This is a genomic window from Ruegeria sp. CDSA021, assembly GCF_059612325.1.
Genome location: NZ_JBXWQJ010000011.1, coordinates 149025 through 172678 on the forward strand (window position 1 = coordinate 149025; position 23654 = coordinate 172678).

Consider the following 23654-nt stretch of genomic DNA (forward strand, 5'->3'; position numbering starts at 1 on the left):
AAGGCGCCCCGATCTGAGGCGCCTTTGGAACAATCTGCTAGGGCCAGATCAGATGGATTCGTCGATCCAGCTTTGCAGCGCAGCTTTGGGGGCCGCACCTGCACGGTTGGATACAACCTGACCGTCCTTGAAGATGAACAGTGCCGGAATACCGCGCACGCCCATTGCGGCCGCCGCGTTCGGGTTGCTGTCCACATCGACCTTGGCGATTTTCACCTTGTCGCCATACTCGGCGGCCAGTTCTTCCAGCGCGGGGCCGATTTGTTTACAGGGGCCGCACCATTCAGCCCAGAAGTCCACGACCACGGGAACGGTCGAGTTTTTGACTTCGGCGTCAAAGGTGTCGTCAGTAACGGCTACGGTCGACATATTCTGTCTCCTGAATGGGGTAAGCTCGGGAACAGAACGTAGGTGCCACGCCGGGTAAGGTCAAGACATCCGGGCGTGGGCCAAGGCTTCCGTCACAAGATCGTGTGGCAGCCACATCAAGTTTGCAGTCCGGGTCCACAGAATGGCGGTTCGGATGCTGCGGTCAGGATAAATCTGTGCCAGCGCCTGAGCATAGGCCCCCATCTGGCGCAACAGTCCTTCGGGGCAATCTTCTATCCGGTTTGGGACGGTCGCATTTGTTTTGAAATCAACCACTTGTACGTCCACATCTGATACGATCAGCCGGTCGATGATTCCGTGCATCCGCTGTCCGTTCAAATCTGCGGTTACCGGCACTTCGGCCAGAGTTTCGCGTGCAAAGATGTGTTTGAGAGACTCCGTCGTCAGCACTTGGGTGGCTTCGGTCAAAAGGTCTTGACGGTCTGCGTTCTGCATATCCGGTAGCAACCGGGCGCAAAGCTCGGGCCAGATGTCCGGTGCGGCTGTCGGCAGGTGTTCCAGCAACAGGTGCAGACGCGTTCCGCGCAGTTTTGCAGCGTCTTCATCCAAACCGGCATCCCCGGGCAACGCTTTGGCACCACCCAGATCCGAAGGGCTGAGCGCGCTTACAGGGTCAATCGGTTCGGGTGCCGGGTGCTGGAACATATCCGGCAGATCGACCTGGTCAGCGACCGTTTGTGGCTGGTCGGTCAAAGGCGGTGCGTCCCAATCCCCGTGGGACAGGCGGCGGACGTCGGAGCCCGCTACCTGTGCGGCCCCGGCTCTCTCCATCGCGGCTTCGACCATTTGATACCAGCTGTTGCCGTCTTTGCCCAAGTCGCCGGCTGCGGCCACGATCAACCATTTTTCAGCCCGTGTTAGAGCCACATACAGCAATCTCAGCCGTTCATTTTCCTCGCGGTTGCGCGCCACTTCCCGTGCTTGCGAGATCAGGTTGGGCGAGACATCTGCTGACACTTTCCACAGCGGGGTGCCATCGGCCACCATAATCTCGGCATCACGTGGTGGCTGGCGTTTGCCAGTATCCGGCAGGATCACAATCGGAGCCTCAAGGCCCTTTGAACCGTGCACTGTCATCACCCGGATCATGTTGCCGACACCGCTCATCTGCCGCTTGATTTCCAGATCATCGGTCTGCATCCAGACCAAAAACCCGGTCAAGCTGGGAATATCCGTTCGTTCATACGCCAGCGCCTGAGACAGCAAGGCGTTGATACCGTCTTCAGCTTCGGCCCCCAGACGACCCAGCAGTTTGCGCCGCCCGTCATGGCGGGTCAGAATACGTTCGATCAGGTCATAGGGGCGCAGAAAGTCGATTTGGCTGCGCAGATCATTCAATATGGCGAGCGTTTCGGGAAATTCATCAGCCCGGTTACGCAGCGCAGCCCAAAGGAACTGTTCCTGTCGCCGGTGCGCCAGATCAAAAAGCTGCTGCTCGGACCATCCGAACAAAGGGGATTTCAGAACCGTCGCCAGTGACAGGCTGTCTTCGGGCGTGGCCAGAAAGCTCAGAAGCGCGGCGAGGTCTTTGACCGCAAGTTCAGCACCCACTTTCAGCCGGTCAGCGCCCGCGATCGGCAGACCGGCAGATTTGCAGGCGCGGATGATCTCGGCAAAAAGGTCCGAACGGCGCTGGACAAGGATCAGGAAATCCCCCGGCTTCACTTTCCGACGTACGAATGTGTCGGATTTGCCATCCTCCGGGATCGTTTCACCCCGTTCGATCATGGCCTTGATCGACTGCGCAACCTGCTCGGCCAGAATGACGGTATGGTGTCGCGCACCGGGGCGATCCACCGGATCGGTCCAGTCGCCTTCTTCGGAATCTTCGACTTTTTCCACGACGGGCCAAAGATCAACCCGGCCCGGCAGATCGGCCTTGAACGCACGATGCTGGCTGTCCTTGTGAAATCCGGCATCGATCCGGTTTTCAAACAGAAAATCGACCAAAGACAGGATGGCGCTGGAGGATCGAAACGAGTATTCCAGCGTCATGTCCCACAATTTAGAGTCTGATTCAGCCAGTTTTCGGCCAAACTCTTCCTGCATTCTGTCAAACGCCTGTGGGTCGGCGCCCTGGAAGGAATAGATCGACTGCTTCTTGTCGCCGACCACAAAGATCGTGCGCTCAACCCCGGATCGCGCTCCTTCCCCACTGGTGAATTCCTGGGCCAGTTTCTCGACCACGTCCCACTGGTCCGGGCTGGTGTCCTGCGCTTCATCCACCAGAATATGGTCGATGCCTCCGTCCAGCCGATACAGCACCCACTCGGCCACCGCCGGGTCATTCAACACTTGCCGCGCGCGCAAGATCAGGTCGTCGAAATCCAACCAGCCCCGCAGCTGCTTACGCCGCTCGTACTCGGGCAGGAAAGCGGCAGCAAAGCGGTGCAGGACTGTGGTTTTCTGCGCAGCGACCAGCGCCAGACGTTGTTCGCGCGCCGCCTCAATCCGCAGCATCAAGGCTTCTAATTGTGGAATCCGGTCGGCCAGAGCGCCTTCGCGCAGGGCTTTGGTCGGAAAGCTGTTGAGTTTGGCGGTGAACGGTTCTTTTGCTCCTTTTCCGGTCAGCAACACGCTTTCCAACATGGGCAAATGCGCCAACCGGGATTCGGTGAACCCGACCAGCTTAGCCGCGGCCTTGGCATTGTTACCGCCGCTTTCCGTCAAAGCGGGCAGCATAGACTGGATCAACTCGACTTCGCCACCAAGGAACACACGCTCAAACAGATGGGTTTCGTCAAAACCGTGCGGAAGATCGAACCGTGTCAACAGTTCCGACCACTCCAGTGGCTGCGCGAACAGATTGCGCTTTTGCGTGATCGCAGCGGTCAATTTGTCAAAGCCCGTATCGGTGACAAACCGAGCCGCATCTTCAATCAACCCAGCCTGCGTGCCTTGGGCAAAATCCTCGACGATCTCCTCTCGCAGAAGGGCCGCCGCGCGATCTTCCATTTCGGAAAACTGCGGGCTGACCCCGGCCTCCAGCGGAAAACGCCGCAGCAATGAAGCGCAGAACGAGTGAATGGTCTGGATTTTCAGACCGCCCGGCGTTTCGATGGCGCGAGCAAACAAGGTGCGTGCTTGCGCCAGCCTGTCCAGGTTGATGTCGCCGGGAACGCCCAGATCGGTCAATTGCTCTAGCAGAGAATCATCATCCAGCATTGCCCACTCACCAAGGCGCTTGAACAATCTGTTCTGCATCTCGCTGGCGGCGGCCTTGGTGTAAGTCAGGCACAGGATGTGCTGCGGCTGCACCCCACCCAGCAGCAAACGCGCCACGCGGTCGGTCAGAACCCGTGTTTTGCCCGACCCTGCGTTGGCTGCCAGCCAGGTCGAGGCGTCAGGGCGGGCGGCCTGCACCTGCCGTTCGGTTGCATCGTTGCGCGGGCTCATGTCAGGTCCTCGGGGCAAGTATCGGCTGTGCGGTCCCATTCGCCGAACCGCGCCAGATGATCATAGTCACCGATATCCGTATCCTTGTGCAGCATCCGACGCGAAGAAAACCCCTGATCAGGCTCTAAATAAGCTGAAATCAGCTCTTTCAGCTCGGCAAGAACTTTGTCGGTTGGCTCCTTGACCAAGGGTGCCACGACCTCTTTGTAACTGCCGCCCATCCCGATGAAGATGGCTTCGGCCACGTCTATCGGGTCAATGCTCTCGATACCGCCCTGCTCGGCCATGGCGGCTTCGATCAGCAACTGTTTGTCGAATTTGGACTGCTGACTCTCCGTCGGTGGCGCACCGGTTTTGTAATCGATGATCCGCAGTGACCCCCGGCTGTTGTGATCGATCCGGTCCGCACGTCCGACAATGGTGAAATCCAGAGGGTCCAGCACCAGTTTCATCGCCGCCTCAAACGCCACAGGCCCACCATCACCCCGGCGCGAGAGTTCGGCACCCAGGAAGTCATCCGCGATCCGCTCCAGCCGGGCCAGCCAGAGTTTGCGGGCGGTGGGCCAGGCGACATGTTGATCCAGAAGGGTGTGCGCCCGTTTCAGGAAATTCTCACGCGTCAACAATGCGCTGTCCAACACGCTGTCTTTGACGAAATGTTCAAGGATTTCATGGATCACGATGCCCCGAAGCAAAGCATCGGGGGCCTGTACCAAGGGGTCCAGCGGTTTCAGCCGCAACACATGTTTGGCGTAGATCGCATAAGGATCACGAATCAGCCGTTTGATCTCGGTCACTGACAGACGACGTGGGCGCGCGGCGACCGGGGGGCGTGGCGACGGGCGTGGCGCCGGGTCTATGTGCGGTGCATCTTCCAGAACCTCAGACCAGTTCAGCCAGCGCTGACCGCGGGCGCGCATCCCTTCCAGAGCGTCACGGCCACCCTGCCCCGGCAAGCCTTGCAGCAGGTTTGTCAGGCGGTTCAGCCAACGCGACGGCACCGTTTCCGCATCATCCGAGCGGGTCGCGCGGGTCAGCCAAACCTCGGGCGCGCCGATGGCCTGCTGGAAATCATGCGCAGACAGGCCGATCCGGCGTTCAGGCAGCAGCAACCCCGCCTTGTCGCGCATCTGACGGTTCAGCCAGGGGTCGGGTGCCGGGGCCTCGGGCCAGCTTCCTTCGTTCAGCCCCCCGAGAATCAGTAGATCGGCCCCCTGTACCCTGGCTTCGAGCGTACCCCAGATCATGATGTGCGGATGCGGTGCGTCGCGATCACGAACCTCTTCGCCCGCAAGCAAAGCACCCAGCAGGTCGGCAAAGTCATGGGCCGTCATCGGGCCACCATGCTGCGCCTCATCCCTGAGAGAGTTCACCACCGCCAGCGCCTTTTGACCTGCGTTCTTGTCCCAAAGCGTGCCGGTTTCACCGGTGCTGCCGGCCGAGATCGCCTCGGCCAGTGCTGTCAGCCGTTCCACCCAGTCCGAAAGATGCAATTCGCCACTGACCTGTTGATTGCAGAAGTGATGCACGACCCATCTAACCCAGCTTTCCGGCGCCTCCTTGCGGACTGCAAATTCCGTGAGGCTGATGCTGTCCGGGAATGGTGGACCGTTGCGGCGCAGGTCCAGTTCCAGATCACGTGTATGCAACAGGTGATTGCCGCGCTCACCTCCGTCATGACACAGCGGGTGTTTCAACAGGGTCAGCAGCGCTTCGCCCTCAAGGCGGCGCGTGAACAGGTTGGCCACATGGCGCAGAAAACGACCGGGCGGTGAGAGTTGCAGAGGCAAGCCCGCACTGTCATCCGGCAGGATGTTCCACCGATCCAACGCCGCGCTGACCTGACGGGTCAACATACGATCCGGCGTGATCAAGGCGGCGGTTTGACCGGTTTCAGCAGCTTGTCGCAAGCGTAAGGCGATGGCCAGGGCTTCGGCTCGAGGCGATTGTGCCTCGACCAGGGTCAGGTCTTTGGTTGCGCCTTCCAAGTCGGTCAGTTTAGGCCCTTCGGTCATCCAGGCGTTTGTTACAGGCGCCGGGCGTAAAGCGAGTGAAACCAATCGGTTGCGTGAAGGCGAGGGGGAGGAAAAGTCTGTCCATGGGGTGATTTGATCGGGCGCAAGCTCCAGCGCGCGCATCAGTTTGCGGAACCGGTATTGCGGATGATCTTCCGATGTCAACGCATCATCCAAACCTTGCCAGACATGATTGGGCTGGTCGAAATCATAACCCGGAAGGACCAGCGCCCCTTGTGGCAGGCGTGCAATCGCCTCCATTAGCATCAGGGTTGTTCCGCGCGAACCGGTGGAGCCCGCAAGAATGACCGGATGCTGCGGAGGATTCCCTTGCCAACGCGCGATCAGGTTTTCGACAACGCGACGTTGGCGAGCCTGCGCATCCATCGCCTGTGCGCCAGTGTCGATGAAATGATCGGCAATGCCGATGAAAGCCTGCGCTCGTGCCCAATGTCCGGACATGTCGCTGACATCCAACTGCAGGATGGCCTCGGGCGAAACACCTTCGCCCTGCATTTCGTCAATGAGCGCGGCCAGACTGTCCGAGAGGTCAAAGACCGAAGAACGCGCTGCCAGATCCGGTTGCTGTTCCAGCAGTTTGGCCACCAGCTGAGTCAGTTCCAGACGCCGCCGCAGCGGTGGAAAGGCAGGGGGAATCTGCGCCAGATCAACGCTTTCCCCCAAATCGGTGACCAACGACAGGCGTGGCAGCAGGCAGGGCGGACCTTGATTGAACAACTCGCGGACGCGCCGTTCCATACGCCGCGTGTTCAGCACCAATTCCACCCGAGCCAAGGTTTCAGGCGGGCCAGAGCAGCGCTGCCGCAGACCATCGACCAATGCCTTAGGGAAGTCCGTGCCAGGCAGCACGGCGAATACGCGGGGCAGGGCGCTGAGTTCAAACATCAGCCAGCAGTCCTTCGGCCAGCGTGATCCCCTCGGGACGTCCCACATCGCACCAGCGCCCCGGATACTCGACAGCAAACAGGCGGCCTTGTTCGTGCATCTGGTTCCAAAGCAGGTTCAGCGAAAAAGCTGACTGCGAAAACGCGCGTAATCCGTCCGTTTTGAGAATCTGCGCGCCTCCATAAACCAAACCGGGCCCGCGCGTGATGCGCCCGTCCGGGTCGGCCGTAAAATCTCCGTCCCCATTGTGGCCTGTGGTTTGGGAAACTGGAACACACATCAAAAGCGCGTCCATACGGGTTGGATCCCACACTTTTTGCAACAGGGTCAAAGGGTTTGGGCCGGACCAGATCGCATCAGTGTTCAGCGTGAACACAGGATTGGTGCCCAACAGGGGCAGGGCGGCCCTTAATCCGCCGCCCGTTTCAAGGATTTCGGGCACTTCGCGTGAGATCACCACGCCTTTGGGGTCGAGATGCTCATGCAGCTGATCTGCGTGGTAATGTACGTTCGCCACAATGCGCACGGGGTCGAGCTCATGAACAATATCCAGCGCGTGATCAATCAGGGGACGCCCGGATACCTTGATCAACGGCTTGGGCCGGTCCTTGGTCAAAGCACCCATACGGGTGCCAAACCCCGCGGCAAACAGCATCACTGCAAAGGGCGATCCGGTCATTGCACTCTCAGCTTGTCAAGGTTTTCGGGCGTTGGGCTGGGCAAAGACTCGTGCAGCAGCGGGGCTATCGACACCAGAGCCGGGTGATCCAGATCGCGCATCAGATGCGCCCAAACAGCCGGTATCATATCCACATAGTGCGGTTTGCCATAGTCGGTCGCAAGGCGCGCGAATACACCAAGAATGCGCAAATTTCGTTGTGCACCCAACACGCTGTAAGCGGTTCGAAAATCGTGGTCGTCCACGCCGGAGGCTGCGATGTACCGATTGATCATCTGCATCTCGATCCCGGGTGAGACCTTTCGGCGTATGTCCTGCAGCAAAGACACCAGATCATAGGCGGGATGGGCCAGAACCGCGGATTGGAAATCCAGCAGGCCAACGCGCTTGATCCCTGCGCGATTTGGCAGCCATATCAGGTTTTCCGCGTGATAATCCCTGAGCGAGACCGCTTTTGACCCTGATGTTTCACGGTGCAGAATATCCGCAAACCTGTGCTCAAACCGGTCCAAAGCATCCGCGTCAAACTCTCCCCATATGCCCGCCGCATATTTCGTGAAGGCCAATGTGGTCAGTTCTGTCATCAGCGCCGGGTCGAATGAGGTCAAAGACAAGGTGGGGGCCTGATGCAGATGAAGCAGCACATCTGTTGCGGCCTCGTACAGCAAGCGTTCTTTAGAGGAGTCCTTGGCCAGAACGCGGGTGAAAAGGTCATCGCCCAGATCTTCCAACAGCAGAAAACCAAATTCGGCATCCTCTGCATAAACCTCGGGTGCGTTTAAGCCTACGGATCGCAGGTAGTTCGCAACGCGGACAAATGTTTCGACATCCTCGCATTTTTCAGGTGGCGCATCCATCAAAACGGCAGTTCGCCCGCTGGACGGGTCCGTTAGCCGTTCATAACGACGGTCTGAAGCATCACCCGCCAGAGGCGCGCGGTCTGCATCGGCCCATGGGGTTTGTGCAATCAGCGCCTCGGCCAGGACTGCTCTGTTTGTCATCTGGCGGTCTCCAGTTTTCTTTCCCATTTCGGATCGTTCCACGACAGCGTCAAATGGCGCAAATTCTCATTGTTAGAGTCTGTTTTGAGTATCATTTGCAAAGCGGCATCCGGCGTAAGGGATCCCAGTTTGGCCGGCCATTCGACCAGGCATATTGCAGTGTCGAACGCATCGATCAGCCCCAGTTCCTCGACCTCTTCCACCATGCTCAGGCGATAGAGGTCGCAGTGCCAGATTTCACCGGCTGGCGTATCGTAAGCCTGCACCAAGGTAAACGTAGGCGAGGGGACATCTTCGGGCTCGGGCATAAGCGACTGGATGAGCGCGCGCGCAAAATGCGTCTTTCCGCTACCGATCTCGCCCTCCAACAGCACAACATCGCCTGGCTGCAGCATCGCACCGACGTTCTCGGCGAATTTGGTGGTTTCTTCCGGTGACTTGAAGGTCAGAGATAGGGGCATTGTCGTCATGGCGCCACAATGGCCCCGCGCCTGACGGGCTGCAACCCGGTTCAGGCGCTGATCTGTTTGATGGCGGCGCTTTTTGTGGGCGTTTCAGAAACTGCAAATCGGACAATTGTTGCGCCGTTGTGAACTGGCGTGATGGTGCAATCGATCGCGATGCCGGATCTCAACTGAATTTCAGCCGTCCATTCGGTCCGGTTGTCGCGCATTTCAACAAAGTCTCGGATTTCGCCAAGCACAGGGGTCGCAATGCACAGATCTTGCCAGCACCGTGTGACGTCTGTGACCGTTTCAGTCTGGAACCCAACGTCTTGCGTGTCCCCCCAAAGCTCTTGATAGGCGTAGTTCGTGAAGGCCAGAGAACCATCATCGGTGAAAACGGCAATCGCATCTGCGAGCTTGTCAAATATGGATTGCATCAGGTCCATTTCAGATCGAAAACGGCGCGTCAGAGTGATCTCGGCGGTAATATCTTCGAACAAGAACGCCACGGCACCATCCGGGTGTGGTCGACCGCTGACGGAATAGACCGAGCCTGACGGGAGAGACCAAGTTTCATGGTAGTTACCGTCTTCTGCCGCCTCGAGAAGGTCATTCATCTGACGTCGCCAACTGCGATAGTTCTTGGGTTCCGGCATCATGTGTTGATCCCGAAGACGGTCAAAAAAGCCGCTCAGGCTTGGGCGACAACTAAGGAAATCGGGGGGCAGGGTGGTCAGGTCGATCAAAGCGGGGTTGAAAAGTGCAAGTTGTCGATTGCGGTCAAAGATGGCCAGACCGATCGAAAGCTGCGCAAACGTCTTGGTCATGGTTTGAACGAATTTGCGCTGGGCAGTTTCTGCTTCGACAATGGCGTTGATGTCGACAGCGTAACACAAGTGACCAGCCTCGTTCTCTACCTGAGTCAGATCGAACCACAGCTTGGTGCTGCTGTCAGCGAGATCGATCGATACTCTGGTTTTTCCAATGGATCGTTCCTCAACGAGGGCCGGGAACAAAGGATCGGTCAGGTCAGTGTCCTGATCGCGTGCCCTGCGGGCAAGTGTGACATAGGCAGCATTACACCATTGCACCCGTTTGTTTCGGTCCAGCAACCACACCGGATACGGGGCTTGATCCATCGCCAGCCGGGTGGGATCTATCGACGCTTCTGATCCCACGGGTTTGGTCTTGGCCGCTTCACGCAGACGCACACGGACAATTCCATCAATCCACTCGCAAATCACATCACGCTCAACGGTGCAATCTATCGGTGAGACCACGATAAAGCCTTCATCGCGCACTTTGTCTGGAATTTCAGGAAAGGATGGGAAATCCCTTTGCAGCAATCGGCGCAGATCTGTCCAGTTTCCTACATGTTCGAAACCGGCCAGAGCAATGTCGGAATGACTGATCAACCGCTCTCCGTCGAACAGGAACACCGCGTCGAACAAAGAGGTGTTGGAAAAAAGGCCAAAGGTCTGGTCCCGCAGCGTACGGCGCGGCAAGAGCCATTGAACCGCAAAGCAACCTGATACAACGCTGATCGCGGCCAGAATGATCCAATCGGCCATCAAATTCCCCAAAGCAGACCCAAGCCCGATTGGACTATGGGTAAGATTGGTTAATGGTCTCTTAACTCACACCTGAATGCGCTTGTTTGAACCCGATGGAACTGGGGTATCGCCCTTTTGTGCATCAATCAGGTTGCGCGGCCACGACACTTTGACGATGGCGCCTTTGCGGTCCGGGTCGTCGGTCAGGTGTTGATAGGGGTCCGAGCCATTGGCGAATTCCAATTCGGCTCCGCTGCGCTCCAGCAAGGTTTTGGCGATGAACAGGCCAAGGCCCATACCTTCGTATTCAGGGCGGGTTTTCTGATCCGTTTCCGCTCGCCTGCGCCGCATAAAGGGATCACCGATGCGTCCGATCATATGCGACGGATATCCACGTCCGTCGTCCATGATGCTGACGGTGATCCTGTTGTCGGTCCATTCGGCCTCGACCCAGACATTGGCCCGCGCAAAATCCACAGCGTTCTGGATCAGATTGCGCAACCCGTGAATGATTTCGGGTTTTCGCAGGATCGAAGGCTGCTGCACATCCCCGTCCTGCACCGGACCTTCCGAGAAATGAACCTCTTTGCCACGTCCCACATGTGGTTCGGCGGCTTCGTTCACCACGGTCGACAGTGGCGCCTGCCGCAAGTGCAGGTCATCTTTACCGGCCCGTCCCATATCACGCAGAATATCGCGGCAGCGGTCGGCCTGCTCTCGGATCAGCGCGGCATCTTCTATCAGATCCGGGCGATCATCCAGTTCCTCGATCAATTCCGCGCTGGTCAGTTTTATGGTTGCCAAGGGAGTGCCCAACTCATGCGCGGCGGCGGCAACAACGCCGCCCAGGTCGGTAAGCTTCTGTTCGCGCGCCAACGCCATATGCGTTGCAGCCAATGCTTCGGACATGGACTGAACTTCAGAGCTGACGCGGTGGGAGTAGGCTCCGATAAAAACGATAGCGATGACGATTGCGGCCCAATTGCCGAACAGCAGAATATCCGGAATATCCAGAACCAGCCCCAGATTGGTGCGCAGTGGCAGGTGAAACTCGGCCAGCAGCGTGGTCAGAACAATCGCCACAGCCCCAACGATCAGGGTCGACCGGGTGCTCATGACATTGGCAGAAATTGTAACCGGCCCCAACAGAAGCAGCGCAAACGGATTGTTCAAGCCCCCCGTCAGATACAGCAGTATCGACAGCTGCAGCAGATCAAACAGGATCATCAAGAAATTTTCAAACTCGGTCAGGCGCTTGTTCTGCGGGAACAACAAAATGGCCGTAAAATTGCTCATGACCGAAATGCCGATGGCCAGATAGCACAGGCCCAGATGCAGCTGCACGTCATAATATTGCTGGGCAACGGTGATGGCAGTGAACTGGCCGATGATGGCCACCCATCGCAACAGGATCAGGGTGCGCAGGCGAATCCAGCTGCTCCGTTCCTGGCCGCGCCAAAAAGTCTGATTGGATTCTGCCATCGGTTCTTTATGTCCTGTTGCAAAGGCTGATCATCTTGATAGGTGTCCCAGCCGAAGCGATCAACAACCCCCTTGCGACCGGAAAACTGAAATGACCCGTCTATACGCAATTCTTGCAGCTGTTGTACTGGTAATTGGCCTTGGGGCCATGTGGCTTCTGACGCGTGGTGGTGGCACTGGCGATCAGTTCGCGCAGTGCCGGTCCAGCCAGATCGCCGGAGGAACCGCAGCAATCGGCGGACCCTTTGAGCTGGTCAACGGCAAGGGTGAGACGGTCACTGACGCAGACGTGATCACTGAACCGACGCTGGTTTATTTCGGTTATACGTTCTGCCCCGATGTCTGCCCTTTCGACATGTCGCGCAACGCCGAGGCCGTCGATATTCTGGCTGAACGCGGGCAATCGGTGACGCCGCTGTTCATCTCAATTGATCCGGATCGCGACACGCCCGAAGTGATGGCCGACTATGCATTCAACCTCGGCGGCAAAACCATCGCGCTGACCGGCTCGCCCGAGCAAGTGAAAGCAGCTAGCAAAGCCTACAAAACCTATTACAAGGCCCATGACAAAAGCGACGAGTTTTATTTGGTCGATCATTCCACCTTCACCTATCTGGTCACGCCCGAGCACGGTTTTCTTGAGTTTTTCAAGCGCGATGACACGGCCGAGCAGATGGCGGACAAGGTTGGGTGCTTTCTGGATCAGGCCGCATCGTGACAAGGTTGTTTGACCTTTGTTCCTGCGCTGCTATTACTCATACCCAAGCCAAAGGCATGAAATAACGGAAAGACCTAACATATGGCAGACAGTTCTCAGCTTGATATCGGCCCTGACAAGTCCCTGCTTTTGGTAGATGATGACGAGCCGTTTCTGAGACGTCTGGCCAAGGCCATGGAAAAGCGCGGATTCGAAGTTGAAACCGCCGGTTCCGTTGCCGCAGGCCGCGCCATTTCTACCGCCCGCCCGCCCGCTTACGCGGTTGTGGATTTGCGGCTGGAAGACGGCAACGGGTTGGATGTTGTCGAAGTGCTGCGGGAAAAGCGCCCCGACAGCCGGGTTGTTGTTCTGACCGGATATGGCGCGATTGCCACTGCCGTAGCGGCCGTCAAGATCGGTGCAACCGATTACCTGTCCAAACCCGCCGATGCCACCGACATCACCAATGCGCTGCTGGCCAAGGGCGACGAACTGCCGCCACCGCCGGAAAACCCCATGAGCGCGGATCGCGTGCGCTGGGAGCATATTCAGCGGGTCTACGAACTGTGCGACCGGAACGTGTCGGAGACCGCACGCCGGCTGAACATGCATCGCAGGACGTTGCAGCGTATTTTGGCGAAGCGTAGCCCGCGGTGACGAGTGGCGAATTGGTTTCAATCTGAACCAAGATTCTGCTCTGAGGACACGGATTAAGTCTGCTTTGCGGGGCAAAGCGGATTTTCATATTCACCAACCTAATTTCCGCTTCATCTGCCGCTGGCAAATGCCTAAGCGCCGCAATCAAGCCTTGCTCCGAACCTTAGCTTGTGTAGTGTAGCGACGATGGTGACCTTCGAGAGGAGGTCTTAATTGGGAACCAGGTAAAAGCCCGGACTGCCCCCGCAACTGTAAGTAGTCATAGTTTTCAAGGCTACGAGTCAGGATACCAACCATCTTTACGCAACCGCCGGAATTTTCTGGCCCTTTTTCTGCGTCGGGTGGACGCGAAAGGAACTCTACTATGCATATCGAACCTGGCGTCGTTGACGGCGCGAAAATGGCCCTCGCCTATGGGACGGCTGCTGCCGCTGCGGGCTATTCCTTGAAAGTGATCAATGATGATCTCCAAACCCACTCCGTCGTCTCATTTGGCGTTCGGTCTGTCATTGCCGCTTTTGGGGTGTTCATCTTCTTTGAAATCTTGCCACACTTCGCTGTTGGAATCTCCGAAGTGCACATAATCCTTGGTACGACACTGTTTTTGCTACTTGGTTCCGGGCCTGCGGCCCTCGGTCTTGCGGGTGGTTTGGCGATCCAGGGTTTCCTTTTCGCCCCAACTGATTTGCCAATGTATTTTGTGAACATCTCCACTCTGCTGTTCCCGCTCTTTGCAGTGGACGCGCTGGCAAAGAAAGTTATTCCATCGACGACTGCATATGTCGATCTGCGGTACTTGGACGTACTAAAGATGTCAGCGGTCTATCAGGGTGGTGTTGTGGCTTGGGTGGCTTTCTGGGCGATTTACGGTCAAGGCTTCGGCAGCGAGAACCTTACAGCTGTAACCAGCTTTGGGGTGGCGTATCTGCTAGTCATTCTGATCGAACCGTTGGCCGATCTGGCAGCTCTGGCAGGCGCGAAAAGCTTGCGTGATCTGACCGACAAAGGCGTGTTCGCCAACCGTTTGCATAACGCAGCCACTTAGGCGTGAAATTGACGATCTGTGGTGCTCTTCGTGCCACAGATCACCCTAGACGGTATTGATGGAATCCCCTTGCAACATCGTCAACACAGTCAATCGTTACCCCGCATCATCTCGGTAGCTTTGGGTGCAACCCGGACATTGGTTGAAATTGGTTTTCTATAGAAAAGCTATTAACGCCGCATGTCGTTCCATATACGCCTCTCGCACCTTGACCGGCGGGCGCAGCGTAATCCTCAACCCCTCCATCACCGCCTTATCCGGGCGACCGAAGAACTTGGTCGCTTCTGGCTCAGAGAATCCCGCGATTTGGGTGGCCTCCATCCAGGCGCTGATCTTGTCGGCTTTCTTGATCTGTCGTTTGATCGTCTTCGGCACTTCAGCAGGCAACCCGAATCGGATATGGATCGCCGCCGCCAACCGGTCATCCAGTGCGCCATAGTCCGGGCCTACAGCGGATTTGACGGGTGAGATCATATCGCCGATCACATATTCCGGTGCGTCATGTAACAAGGCTGCCAATCGCCATTTAGCGGGGGCTTTGGAGGCAATGCGGCCAAAAATCTCTTCGACCAGCAGAGAATGTTCGGCTACGGAATAGGCGAATTCACCGTTTGTCTGCCCGTTCCAGCGGGCCACAAAGGCCAGCCCATGCGCGATATCTTCGATCTCGATATCGACCGGGGTTGGGTCCAACAGGTCCAGCCTGCGGCCTGACAGCATCCTCTGCCATGCTCGGGGTTGTGTTGCCATTTTGCCATGCCTTGTGAAGTCGAACACATTAAAATCGTAATTTTATGGTATGATCTACCTGTCAGGATCACTTGCTGCCAACGTTTTCTTGAGCATTCGTGCTTTGAAACAACATCATCCGATCCCGACATAAAAACCGAGGGGGGCACATGCTTCTCCCGGTGTGCTCCTCTCACAAGCGAAACGCGAAATGAAAGGAGTTTGTCATGTTCAAGCGTTTGTTCGCCCTTGCATTGACCTTTGGTATGGCTGCCACAGCCCCGCCCGCCTTTGCCAAGAATTGCGCAGAGCGCGACGATATTATCGCCAAATTGCAGGAAAATTACGCCGAGGAATTGGCCTTTGGCGGCCTGCAAAAAACGCGTGGCGCGCATTCGGTGATGGAGGTCTGGACCTCAAAAGAAACCGGAAGTTATACCGTACTGGTCACCAATGCGAACGGCATTAGTTGTATTGTTGCCGTCGGCACAGATTTTTTCGAAGCGATACCAAAAGTAAAAATTGAAGGCACCCCAAGCTGACAGCGGCCCATAACCTTCGATCCGAAGCCATCGACATTGCCACCTGCCCCAAGGAATGCTAGGGGCAGCCGGGACTGAGTTTAACCGGAAAAATGGAGCGCCTGATGGCCGGGGACTATATCGTTAAGGACATTTCACTGGCCGGGTTCGGTCGCAAGGAATTGGATATTGCTGAAACCGAAATGCCGGGCCTGATGTCCCTGCGTGCGGAATACGGCGAAAGCAAGCCTTTGTCAGGTGCGCGCATCGTTGGATCGCTGCACATGACAATCCAGACTGCTGTTCTGATCGAGACGCTGGTTGCGCTGGGCGCGGATGTGCGCTGGGCATCGTGCAACATCTTCTCGACCCAGGACCACGCGGCGGCAGCAATTGCCGAGGCTGGCATTCCTGTCTTCGCCATTAAAGGTCAGACGCTGGAAGAGCATTGGGATTATCTGGACAAATCCTTCCTGTTCGCAGACGGCCCGAACATGATCCTGGACGATGGCGGCGACGCGACGCTGTACATCCTGCTGGGTGCCCGCGCGGAAGCGGGCGAAGACATTATCCCTGTTCCGGGTTCGGAAGAGGAAGAAGTGATCAAGAAGCAGATCGCCAAACGCATGGAAGCATCGCCGGGCTGGTTCACCAAGATGCGTGACCAGATTCAGGGCGTCTCTGAGGAAACAACTACTGGCGTAAACCGCCTGTATCAGCTGGTTAAGGACGGCCAACTGCCCTTCCCGGCGATCAACGTGAACGACAGCGTCACCAAGTCGAAATTCGACAACAAATACGGCTGTAAGGAATCGCTGGTCGATGGCATCCGCCGCGCCACCGACACCATGATGGCCGGTAAGGTTGCCGTGGTTTGCGGTTACGGCGATGTGGGCAAAGGTTCGGCCGCTTCGCTGCGCGGCGCGGGTGCCCGTGTGAAAGTCACCGAAGTTGACCCGATCTGCGCGCTGCAAGCCGCGATGGACGGGTTTGAAGTGACCCTGCTGGAAGATGAAATCGACAGCGCCGACATCTTCATCACCACCACCGGCAACAAGGACGTGATCCGCATCGAGCACATGCGTGCGATGAAGGACATGGCCATCGTCGGCAACATTGGTCACTTTGACAATGAAATCCAGGTCGCCAGCCTGAAGAACCACAAATGGACCAACATCAAGGAACAGGTGGACATGATCGAACTGCCCTCGGGCAACCGCATCATCCTGCTGTCCGAAGGCCGTCTGCTGAACCTCGGCAACGCCACCGGGCACCCCTCGTTCGTGATGTCGGCTTCGTTCACCAACCAGGTTCTGGCGCAAATCGAGCTGTTCACCAAGGGTGATCAGTACGAAAACGACGTCTATATCCTGCCCAAGCATCTGGATGAAAAAGTGGCCCGCCTGCATCTGGATCGCATCGGCGTAAAGCTGACCCAGATGGATGCAGATCAGGCCGCTTATATCGGTGTGAAGCCGGAAGGTCCGTACAAGCCGGAACATTACCGCTACTAAGCGCTGTAATACGATGACGCAGACCTCTGGACGCCGCCGATTTCTGTACTCGGCGGCGTCTTTCATTTTCAGGCTGGCGGTCGTGGCGATCCTGCTGGGTGGAGGAGGATGGTGGCTGTTGGCACATCCCAAGACGCCAGTGCCTATTCATTGGAATCCCTTACGCGATTTGGAAATCAGCGCACCGGTGACGCCGGTCACAAAGTGGCAGTTGGATCGCGCACTGGCGGATGAGGGGCAGTGCCGGGCTGCCTTGGCAGAGGCCGGTGTTCGATTCCCGGCGATGGAGGATTTGATCGTCGACCAGAACTGCGGCGTCAGCGGGCGAGGTTTGCTGTCGCAACTGGTCACGGCGCGGTTGCAGCCTGTTGAAACCAGCTGCGCCACCACCTTGCGTCTGGCCATGTGGGAAAACCACGTGGTGCAACCCGCCGCGCGGGATCATCTTGGGACTGAAATTGCCCGAATACGCCACATTGGCAGTTACAATTGCCGCCGTATGCGCACTGCGCAAGGCGAAAACAGTGGGTGGAGCAGCCACGCCCGCGCAGACTCGATTGATATCGTTGGGCTGGATACCACTGACGGTCGGACGCTTACCTTGCTGGTTGACTGGCAGGGCAACGACCCAGAGGCCGCGTTTCTGCGACAGATCTGGTATGGTGCCTGCGATTGGTTTCGTGTGGTTCTTGGCCCTGATTTCAACCGTTTGCACGCCGATCACTTCCACCTGCAAGGCCCCGGTTGGGGGTATTGCCGATAGACACATCCGCCCGTTTCTGCCTGGTTCTGACTAGGGGGGAGGAATTGCAGTTTTTTTTCCTTTTGGAAAACACTCGGGCGCGGCTAGTCTTCCGGCCATCGGTGAAAAGGACCGGATTAACGCATTAAGGAGATTGGGACATGGGCAAGCGCGACGAGTTGATCGCCAAATACGCAGAAGACCTGAAGGACAAGTGTGGGATGGACCCCGATGTGGACCTGTTGACCAAGGTCACGATCGGTTGCGGTCCGGCGATCTATGACGCAGATGCGGCAACTGTTGCAGCCAGCCAGGAGTCCGAACTGGAAACCGTCAAGAACAACTTCCTGATCAAGAAGCTGGGCCTTGTCGATGGTCCGGAACTGATGGAGGGGATCAACAAAGCCATGGAAACCTATGGCATGTCCGAACGTAACAAATACCGGGCTGTGGTCTATTACATGCTGACCAAGCACTTCGGTAAAGAAGCCGTCTACGGTTAATTGTTTGGTGAATTGATGCAGCGCCCGTCGATCCAACGGCGGGCGCTTCGTATTTGAATTGCAATTTAAGCACTTGATGTTTGAATCACCGACTGCGGTCAGGCTAAGTTCAAACTGTGACCAGGACGGTCAGAACCAGACATTTCCATACGCGTGTGGTGAGTAGGGAGCACGCGGAGGTAGGGAAGGTTCTGCATCGTCAGAGCCTTCCCTCATTCGTTATCTAAACTCGTTCAGCAGGCGTTCTATGAAGGTTTCAATGCCGGTTGGCTGTTGCTGCGCAGTACGGTTTGCACCTCCGCCTGAACCAGCAAGGTACACCTCGATCCGACCCGGGCGGGTTTTGCTGCCCGATGCTGTGAAATCCCGCGCAACACCACCAAGCGCTTGGGCCGCAAGGCTGGCATTCTCAGCGTCATCGGGGTGATAAAAGCGGACCTGAGTTTCTCTGACCCGATACCCTACACGTGCCGTCGCAACCACGTTCGCCTGGCTCCGGGTCAATAGTTCAAGCACCCGATTGCTAACGTCCTCCGAGACCCTGCCTGGCACGAACAGGGACACGTCCAGGTCTATAAAAGACTTCTGCGATATCAGTGGCTTAACCTCAGTATAAGGTGGGGTTGCCGACACTGTGATTTCATGAGGCAGGGGGTCGAACACCACATGGGTCTTGTTTGAAAAATCTTTTTCTTTCAAGTGATTGGGATTGAGAATCTGTGGCGCAACAGAGGTTGAAAGTGACACCTGCGTAATTTGCGGGGTAAAATCCTCTGAAACCGGAGCAAGAGACACCGGCAAGAATACCACGGGCGGGGTGAAGGATACTGCAATCTCTTTATTTGGCGGATCTTCGGTATCGTCGGCAAGAGCCTTGGTCTTTGTCTCGAGCAGCGTCTTTGGGGCCGGGTCTTTCGGCTCAGATTCAGTAGGGCCTTTTGGCAGTAAGGCAGCGGACGCAATTTCAGGCAAAACGACATCATTCGTTTCGGTTGGACCGACGGAGCCTTTCGTTTGTGCCACGGAAGGTTCGGATGTGGCCTGCCAGGTAGCGAACACCTGTGTTGCAACCCAATGCAAGAAAGCCCCACAAAACAAAGCTGCCACGACAGCCACGACCCGGGAACGTGAGGTTCGTTTGCTGCGTGGCTCATCCAAGTTAAGCGAACGCACGCGTTCAGACACGATCTCATCGATCTCTGCCTCGTCTGCCGGAGGAAGCAGATCGGTCTCAGCCGGTTTCAAGCGCGGTGGTTCACGCGCATCGGGCTTTGCTTCAGCAAGCACACCGGCACGCTTTTCGCGCGCCTCTTTCAGGCGCGTTTCCCAGGTTTTCGAGTGCGTCGCAGCAATGGCGTCTTCTATTATCCCATTGCCGCCTTCATCGTCAGACATGGGGTCACACTTTCAAAGAAACCGAATCTAAATCGAACACCACCAAGCGTCTGCGTTTGAATTATCCGCAGATGACACGCCCCCACCCGGCGAAGCCCAAGGAAATATAACATTTTGCCAGACGTTTGAGAAGTTTTACGCCTGACACAGCTGCGCAGGTCAATCAGGCTGCGTGTCGCCCAGGGCGCAAATCACCTTCCATTCGTCTTCAGTCACGGGCTGCACCGACAAGCGCGAGTTCTTGACCAACACCATCTCGGCCAGACGCTCGTCCGCTTTGATCTGGTCCAACGTCACCGGTTTGGCAAAGGGCCGCACCGCCTTGATATCTACGCATTCCCATCGCTCATCATCGGTGGTGCTGTCAGGATGGGCTTCGGCGCAAACCTCGACGATGCCCACCACCGATTTGTCTTTTTGCGAATGGTAGAAGAAACCCCAATCACCCACTGCCATCTGACGCATGAAGTTGCGCGCCTGATAGTTTCGCACGCCGTCCCATTCTTCGCCTGCGTCCCCTTTGGCGGTTTGCTGACCCCAGCTCCAGGTTAAAGGTTCTGATTTGAACAGCCAATACGCCATCAGCCGATCACCTTTTTCCATGGAATCAACTCAACCGACTGGAACAACCCTGCCTTGGCATAAGGGTCGTTGTCGGCCCATTTTTGTGCAGTGGCCGAATCTTCGACGTCCAGTATGATCAACGAACCGATCATGGCATCGCCATCCAGCAAGGGACCTGCCTGCGCCACGATACCGGTTTCTTCGATATAGCCCAGATGGGCAGTACGGTTGTCCAGCCGGGTTTGCAGGGCGCCGGGTTTGTCTTTGGCAATGAGAGCGATCAGCATGTTATTCCTCCTTTAGGGGGCGATTGAGCAGGGTTTGAATGGCCTCGGACACACTGTATGCACCGCGGCTCAGATCCGCCACTGTCGTACTTATGGGCATGTCCAACCCTTCTTTGGTGGCGATGTCCGACATGGCGCGGGCAGTTGCGACACCTTCAACCGTCGTTCGGCTGTCAAAACTCTGGTTTAGACCCAAACTCAGGCCAAAACGGTAATTTCGGGACAGGTCGGATGAGCAGGTCAGCACCAGATCGCCCAGCCCAGAAAGACCCATCAGAGTATCCGGGCGGGCACCACGTGCCACGGCGAAACGCTGCATCTCGACGAATCCGCGCGTCAGCAAAGCCGCCCGTGCACTGTCACCCAAACCGGCGCCCATCGTAGCGCCACATGCGATGGCCATGACGTTCTTCAACGCCCCGCCCAACTCGGCCCCAACCGTGTCGGTCGTGCGATAGAGGCGGAGATTTGTCGTTGTCAGCTCGGCTTGCAGTGCCTTGCCGATCTGGGCATCTGCGCAGGCCAGAGTCAGTGCAGTCGGCAGGCCGCGTGCGATGTCGTCTGCAAAGCTGGGCCCTGTCAGCAGCGCGACATTGGCAGTCGGCACAACGCTTTCAATCACCGCAATCGGACCGAGGCCCGAGGTCAGTTCGATCCCCTTGCAGCAGGCAACCAGTGTTTTGCCCTCCAGCAAGGGAGCATGATCTGTCAAAGCCTGCCGTAGTTTCTGCATGGGCACAGCCAGAAGAAGCGTATCTGCGGTGCACGCTTCTTGGGTGTCCGCTGTTGCGGTAATGTTTGGCGGCAAGGTTACACCGGGCAGGCGAGCCTCGTTTCTTCGCGTCTTTTGCATTTGTCGCGCCTGATCCGCGTCCCGCGCCCACAGTGTTACCGGCCCGTTGCCAGCCAATGAGATCGCCAGTGCGGTTCCGAATGCGCCAGAACCCAGGACAGAAATGCTCATGCCTTGGCTCCTTTCTTGCCGCTGCCCAGCATTGCCGGGCTGCGCTGATCCAGTGGCCACCGGGGACGTGCGGTCAGGTCCAGGCCGTCGCGAGAGCCGTTGCGAAATCGCTCGAGCCCCGCATAGGCGATCATGGCGGCGTTGTCCGTGCACAGTGGCAACGGAGGAGCTGTGAACTGCGTACCTTTTTCAGCACAAACAGTCTCTAATGCGGATCGAATAGCCGAATTTGCAGCGACACCTCCGGCAACAGCGATGACGGGAACAGAGGGGTTGAGGTCCAGATACAGATCAATTGCGCGTCGGGTTTTCTCGGCCAAAGTGTCCACAATCGCCTGTTGGAACCCGGCACACAGATCCGCGCGGTCCTGACGGGTTAAGCCGCCCTTTTCGGCAACGATCTGATTGCGCATTCGCATCAAGGCTGTTTTCAGTCCCGAGAAGGACAGATCGCAGCCGGGCCTGTCCAGCAGCGGCCGTGGAAAGCGAAAGCGTTTGGGATCACCTGCACGGGCCTCGGCTTCAACCGACGGGCCGCCGGGTTGCCGCAGGCCCAGCAGGCGCGCGGTTTTGTCGAAGGCTTCACCGGGTGCATCGTCGATGGTGCCACCAAGGCGGGTGAATCGTTCTGGCCCGTGGGCGATCAGGTACTGACAGTGGCCGCCCGACACCAGAAGCATCAGGTAGGGAAAGCTGATCCCGTCGGTCAGGCGCGGTGTCAGCGCGTGACCTGCAAGGTGATTGACGCCGATCAGAGGCAATCCGGTGGCCGCGCTCAGCCCTTTCGCACACATGACGCCGGACAGGACACCGCCGATCAGTCCCGGACCTGCGGTGACGGCAATGGCGTCGATATCGCGCAGTTCAAGGCGAGCGGCCTCCAGCGCTTGGATAACGCAGGTGTCCAGTTTTTCCGCGTGTGCCCGCGCGGCAATTTCGGGCACAACACCACCATAGGCGCTGTGCAGATCGGTTTGGCCATGCACCACCGACGACAGGATTTCAGCACCCGCACCTTCGGTTTGGCGCACAACGGCAGCAGCCGTGTCATCACAACTGCTTTCCAATCCCAGCACGGTAAGTGTTTGCACCATCACCCTGATCCGTTGCATCATGTTAATAACGGCGGGGTATCACCCTGCGCGGATGCAAACAATCCTCAAGGGCCAAGGCGCCAAACGTTGTATTTGTTGATGACCCGCCCGCGTGCAGCCTCAAAACGGTTCGTCACGCAGTTGCCAACCCGCCTCAGATCCCGGGTTCAGGTCATCTATTCCCCGATACTCGAAATCCGGCCACTGCCTGCTGCGGTTGATACAGACAGGGTGCAGGGTTTGATTTTCACCTCGGCCAATGCGGTGAACGCGGCGGCTTCAAAGGGTATCGACCGCACTTTGCCTGCTTATTGTGTCGGCCCGGCGACGACCGGGACGGCCAAAGGATATGGCTGGCAGGCTGAGATGGCAGGGACCACAGCCGAAGAGCTTGTAGCGCACCTGCTTAAGCATCGGCCCCAAAGCCCTTTGTTGCATTTGCGGGGTGAGCATACGCGGGGCAACATCGCTGGTCGCCTGACCGAATCCGGCCTGACGGTACGGGAACAGCCGGTTTATCAACAGCTTCTGTTGCCGCTAACATCCGAGGCGACCCAAGCCGCAAACGGAGATTTGCCGATAATCGCCCCGCTTTTTTCACCGCGAACGGCGCGACATTTTGCCGATATCTGGTCGGGCTCAGCACCGCTTTGGTTGGCTGCTATCAGTCAGGCGACGGCTGAACCCCTTTATTCCTTGGACTATGCGCGCCTGAAGATCGCAAAAGAGCCGACACCTAAGAAAATGCGTAAGGCTGTTAAAAAGCTTGTGAAACGTGTGTTGCGGGTTGAGGGCGGCGAGGTCCCCGATTAACTTAACCTGGGCTGTTATTCATCTGAATTTGGATTCGATAAGGGGAATATTGCGGTGGCTGGTAAGAAGAAATCCGATGAAAGGCCGGTGGAAGACCCCAAGGCGGACGTTGTTGAATCCGAATTGCAGCAGGACGATACACCTGTTGACCAAAGTGAACCTGTAGCAGAGGACCTTTCCGAAGCCGAAGCCGAAGCCGAAGCCGAAGCCGAAGCCGAAGCCGAAGCCGAAGCCGAAGCCGAAGCCGAAGCCGAAGCCGAA

22 protein-coding genes, 1 pseudogene and 1 riboswitch are annotated in these 23654 nt (G+C 57.3%); of the genes and pseudogenes, 9 read left to right on the forward strand and 14 right to left on the reverse strand.

The features are described from left to right. Positions 1–48 precede the first annotated feature (48 nt). The 8 genes from trxA to regB form a co-directional block, all read right to left on the reverse strand. On the reverse strand, positions 49–369 hold the full coding sequence (trxA, locus tag AC2FLD_RS15610) for a thioredoxin (RefSeq protein WP_050604667.1): 321 nt from the start codon (positions 367–369) through the stop codon (positions 49–51). A gap of 60 nt (positions 370–429) precedes the next feature. After that, positions 430–3786, reverse strand: a complete 3357-nt coding sequence (addA, locus tag AC2FLD_RS15615; protein WP_496670240.1) for a double-strand break repair helicase AddA — start codon at positions 3784–3786, stop codon at positions 430–432. Next, on the reverse strand, positions 3783–6707 hold the full coding sequence (addB, locus tag AC2FLD_RS15620) for a double-strand break repair protein AddB (protein WP_496670241.1): 2925 nt from the start codon (positions 6705–6707) through the stop codon (positions 3783–3785). Before addB ends, addA begins: the two co-directional genes overlap by 4 nt. Beyond that, a complete protein-coding gene (locus tag AC2FLD_RS15625) occupies positions 6700–7386 on the reverse strand; it encodes a nucleotidyltransferase family protein (protein ID WP_496670242.1) in 687 nt (228 codons plus the stop codon). The genes addB and AC2FLD_RS15625 overlap by 8 nt, the downstream gene beginning before the upstream one ends. After that, positions 7383–8387 (reverse strand): aminoglycoside phosphotransferase family protein, encoded by a 1005-nt coding sequence (locus tag AC2FLD_RS15630; protein WP_496670243.1) that lies wholly within the window; start codon positions 8385–8387, stop codon positions 7383–7385. The genes AC2FLD_RS15625 and AC2FLD_RS15630 overlap by 4 nt, the downstream gene beginning before the upstream one ends. Continuing rightward, positions 8384–8857, reverse strand: a complete 474-nt coding sequence (gene tsaE / locus AC2FLD_RS15635) for a tRNA (adenosine(37)-N6)-threonylcarbamoyltransferase complex ATPase subunit type 1 TsaE (protein ID WP_496670244.1) — start codon at positions 8855–8857, stop codon at positions 8384–8386. The genes AC2FLD_RS15630 and tsaE overlap by 4 nt, the downstream gene beginning before the upstream one ends. A gap of 41 nt (positions 8858–8898) precedes the next feature. Further along, positions 8899–10404 (reverse strand): PAS-domain containing protein, encoded by a 1506-nt coding sequence (locus AC2FLD_RS15640; protein WP_496670245.1) that lies wholly within the window; start codon positions 10402–10404, stop codon positions 8899–8901. 66 nt (positions 10405–10470) lie between these two features. Beyond that, entirely contained in the window at positions 10471–11868 is a 1398-nt protein-coding gene (gene regB / locus AC2FLD_RS15645) for a sensor histidine kinase RegB (protein ID WP_496670246.1), read from the reverse strand. 91 nt (positions 11869–11959) lie between these two features. Here regB and AC2FLD_RS15650 point away from each other — a divergent pair, with 91 nt between their 5' ends. The 3 genes from AC2FLD_RS15650 to AC2FLD_RS15660 all read left to right on the forward strand — a co-directional run bounded on the left by AC2FLD_RS15650 (position 11960) and on the right by AC2FLD_RS15660 (position 14267). Continuing rightward, the gene (locus AC2FLD_RS15650) at positions 11960–12586 is read left to right on the forward strand and encodes an SCO family protein (RefSeq protein WP_496670247.1); all 627 of its coding nucleotides are present in this window, start codon (positions 11960–11962) and stop codon (positions 12584–12586) included. An 81-nt stretch (positions 12587–12667) separates the two neighbouring features. Next, positions 12668–13222 carry an ActR/PrrA/RegA family redox response regulator transcription factor gene (locus tag AC2FLD_RS15655; protein WP_050604676.1) on the forward strand — a complete coding sequence of 185 codons (555 nt, stop codon included), beginning with the start codon at positions 12668–12670 and terminating at the stop codon, positions 13220–13222. A 170-nt stretch (positions 13223–13392) separates the two neighbouring features. Further along, positions 13393–13534: riboswitch (cobalamin riboswitch) on the forward strand. 52 nt (positions 13535–13586) lie between these two features. After that, positions 13587–14267 carry an energy-coupling factor ABC transporter permease gene (locus AC2FLD_RS15660; protein ID WP_496670248.1) on the forward strand — a complete coding sequence of 227 codons (681 nt, stop codon included), beginning with the start codon at positions 13587–13589 and terminating at the stop codon, positions 14265–14267. Positions 14268–14423: 156 nt separating this feature from the next. Here the strand turns inward: AC2FLD_RS15660 and AC2FLD_RS15665 are convergent, their stop codons facing one another. Next, positions 14424–15017: an HD domain-containing protein gene (locus AC2FLD_RS15665; protein ID WP_496670249.1), complete on the reverse strand. Its 594-nt coding sequence runs from the start codon at positions 15015–15017 to the stop codon at positions 14424–14426. Between the two features lie 206 nt (positions 15018–15223). Between AC2FLD_RS15665 and AC2FLD_RS15670 the strand changes: the two genes are divergently transcribed. The 4 genes from AC2FLD_RS15670 (at position 15224) to AC2FLD_RS15685 (ending at position 18276) form a co-directional block, all read left to right on the forward strand. Continuing rightward, on the forward strand, positions 15224–15538 hold the full coding sequence (locus AC2FLD_RS15670) for a hypothetical protein (RefSeq protein ID WP_496670250.1): 315 nt from the start codon (positions 15224–15226) through the stop codon (positions 15536–15538). 104 nt (positions 15539–15642) lie between these two features. Next, positions 15643–17031 carry an adenosylhomocysteinase gene (gene ahcY, locus AC2FLD_RS15675; protein ID WP_496670251.1) on the forward strand — a complete coding sequence of 463 codons (1389 nt, stop codon included), beginning with the start codon at positions 15643–15645 and terminating at the stop codon, positions 17029–17031. Positions 17032–17044: 13 nt separating this feature from the next. Beyond that, complete coding sequence (locus AC2FLD_RS15680; RefSeq protein WP_496670253.1) at positions 17045–17794, forward strand: extensin-like domain-containing protein; 750 nt, start codon at positions 17045–17047, stop codon at positions 17792–17794. A gap of 140 nt (positions 17795–17934) precedes the next feature. Further along, the gene (locus AC2FLD_RS15685; RefSeq protein WP_496670256.1) at positions 17935–18276 is read left to right on the forward strand and encodes a DUF2853 family protein; all 342 of its coding nucleotides are present in this window, start codon (positions 17935–17937) and stop codon (positions 18274–18276) included. A 219-nt stretch (positions 18277–18495) separates the two neighbouring features. Here AC2FLD_RS15685 and AC2FLD_RS15690 read toward each other — a convergent pair whose 3' ends face one another. The 5 genes from AC2FLD_RS15690 to tsaD form a co-directional block, all read right to left on the reverse strand. Beyond that, the gene (locus tag AC2FLD_RS15690; protein WP_496670258.1) at positions 18496–19671 is read right to left on the reverse strand and encodes a hypothetical protein; all 1176 of its coding nucleotides are present in this window, start codon (positions 19669–19671) and stop codon (positions 18496–18498) included. A 159-nt stretch (positions 19672–19830) separates the two neighbouring features. Beyond that, positions 19831–20253, reverse strand: a complete 423-nt coding sequence (locus AC2FLD_RS15695) for an EVE domain-containing protein (RefSeq protein ID WP_496670293.1) — start codon at positions 20251–20253, stop codon at positions 19831–19833. After that, positions 20253–20522 (reverse strand): YciI family protein, encoded by a 270-nt coding sequence (locus AC2FLD_RS15700; RefSeq protein ID WP_496670260.1) that lies wholly within the window; start codon positions 20520–20522, stop codon positions 20253–20255. Before AC2FLD_RS15700 ends, AC2FLD_RS15695 begins: the two co-directional genes overlap by 1 nt. Position 20523: 1 nt before the next feature. Continuing rightward, positions 20524–21486: an NAD(P)H-dependent glycerol-3-phosphate dehydrogenase gene (locus tag AC2FLD_RS15705; protein ID WP_496670262.1), complete on the reverse strand. Its 963-nt coding sequence runs from the start codon at positions 21484–21486 to the stop codon at positions 20524–20526. Beyond that, positions 21483–22580 carry a tRNA (adenosine(37)-N6)-threonylcarbamoyltransferase complex transferase subunit TsaD gene (gene tsaD, locus AC2FLD_RS15710; RefSeq protein ID WP_496670265.1) on the reverse strand — a complete coding sequence of 366 codons (1098 nt, stop codon included), beginning with the start codon at positions 22578–22580 and terminating at the stop codon, positions 21483–21485. The genes AC2FLD_RS15705 and tsaD overlap by 4 nt, the downstream gene beginning before the upstream one ends. A gap of 99 nt (positions 22581–22679) precedes the next feature. Here tsaD and AC2FLD_RS15715 point away from each other — a divergent pair, with 99 nt between their 5' ends. Continuing rightward, positions 22680–23393, forward strand: a complete 714-nt coding sequence (locus tag AC2FLD_RS15715) for a uroporphyrinogen-III synthase (protein ID WP_496670268.1) — start codon at positions 22680–22682, stop codon at positions 23391–23393. A gap of 54 nt (positions 23394–23447) precedes the next feature. Beyond that, positions 23448–23654 (forward strand): annotated as a pseudogene (locus AC2FLD_RS15720) (hypothetical protein); the annotation flags it as partial.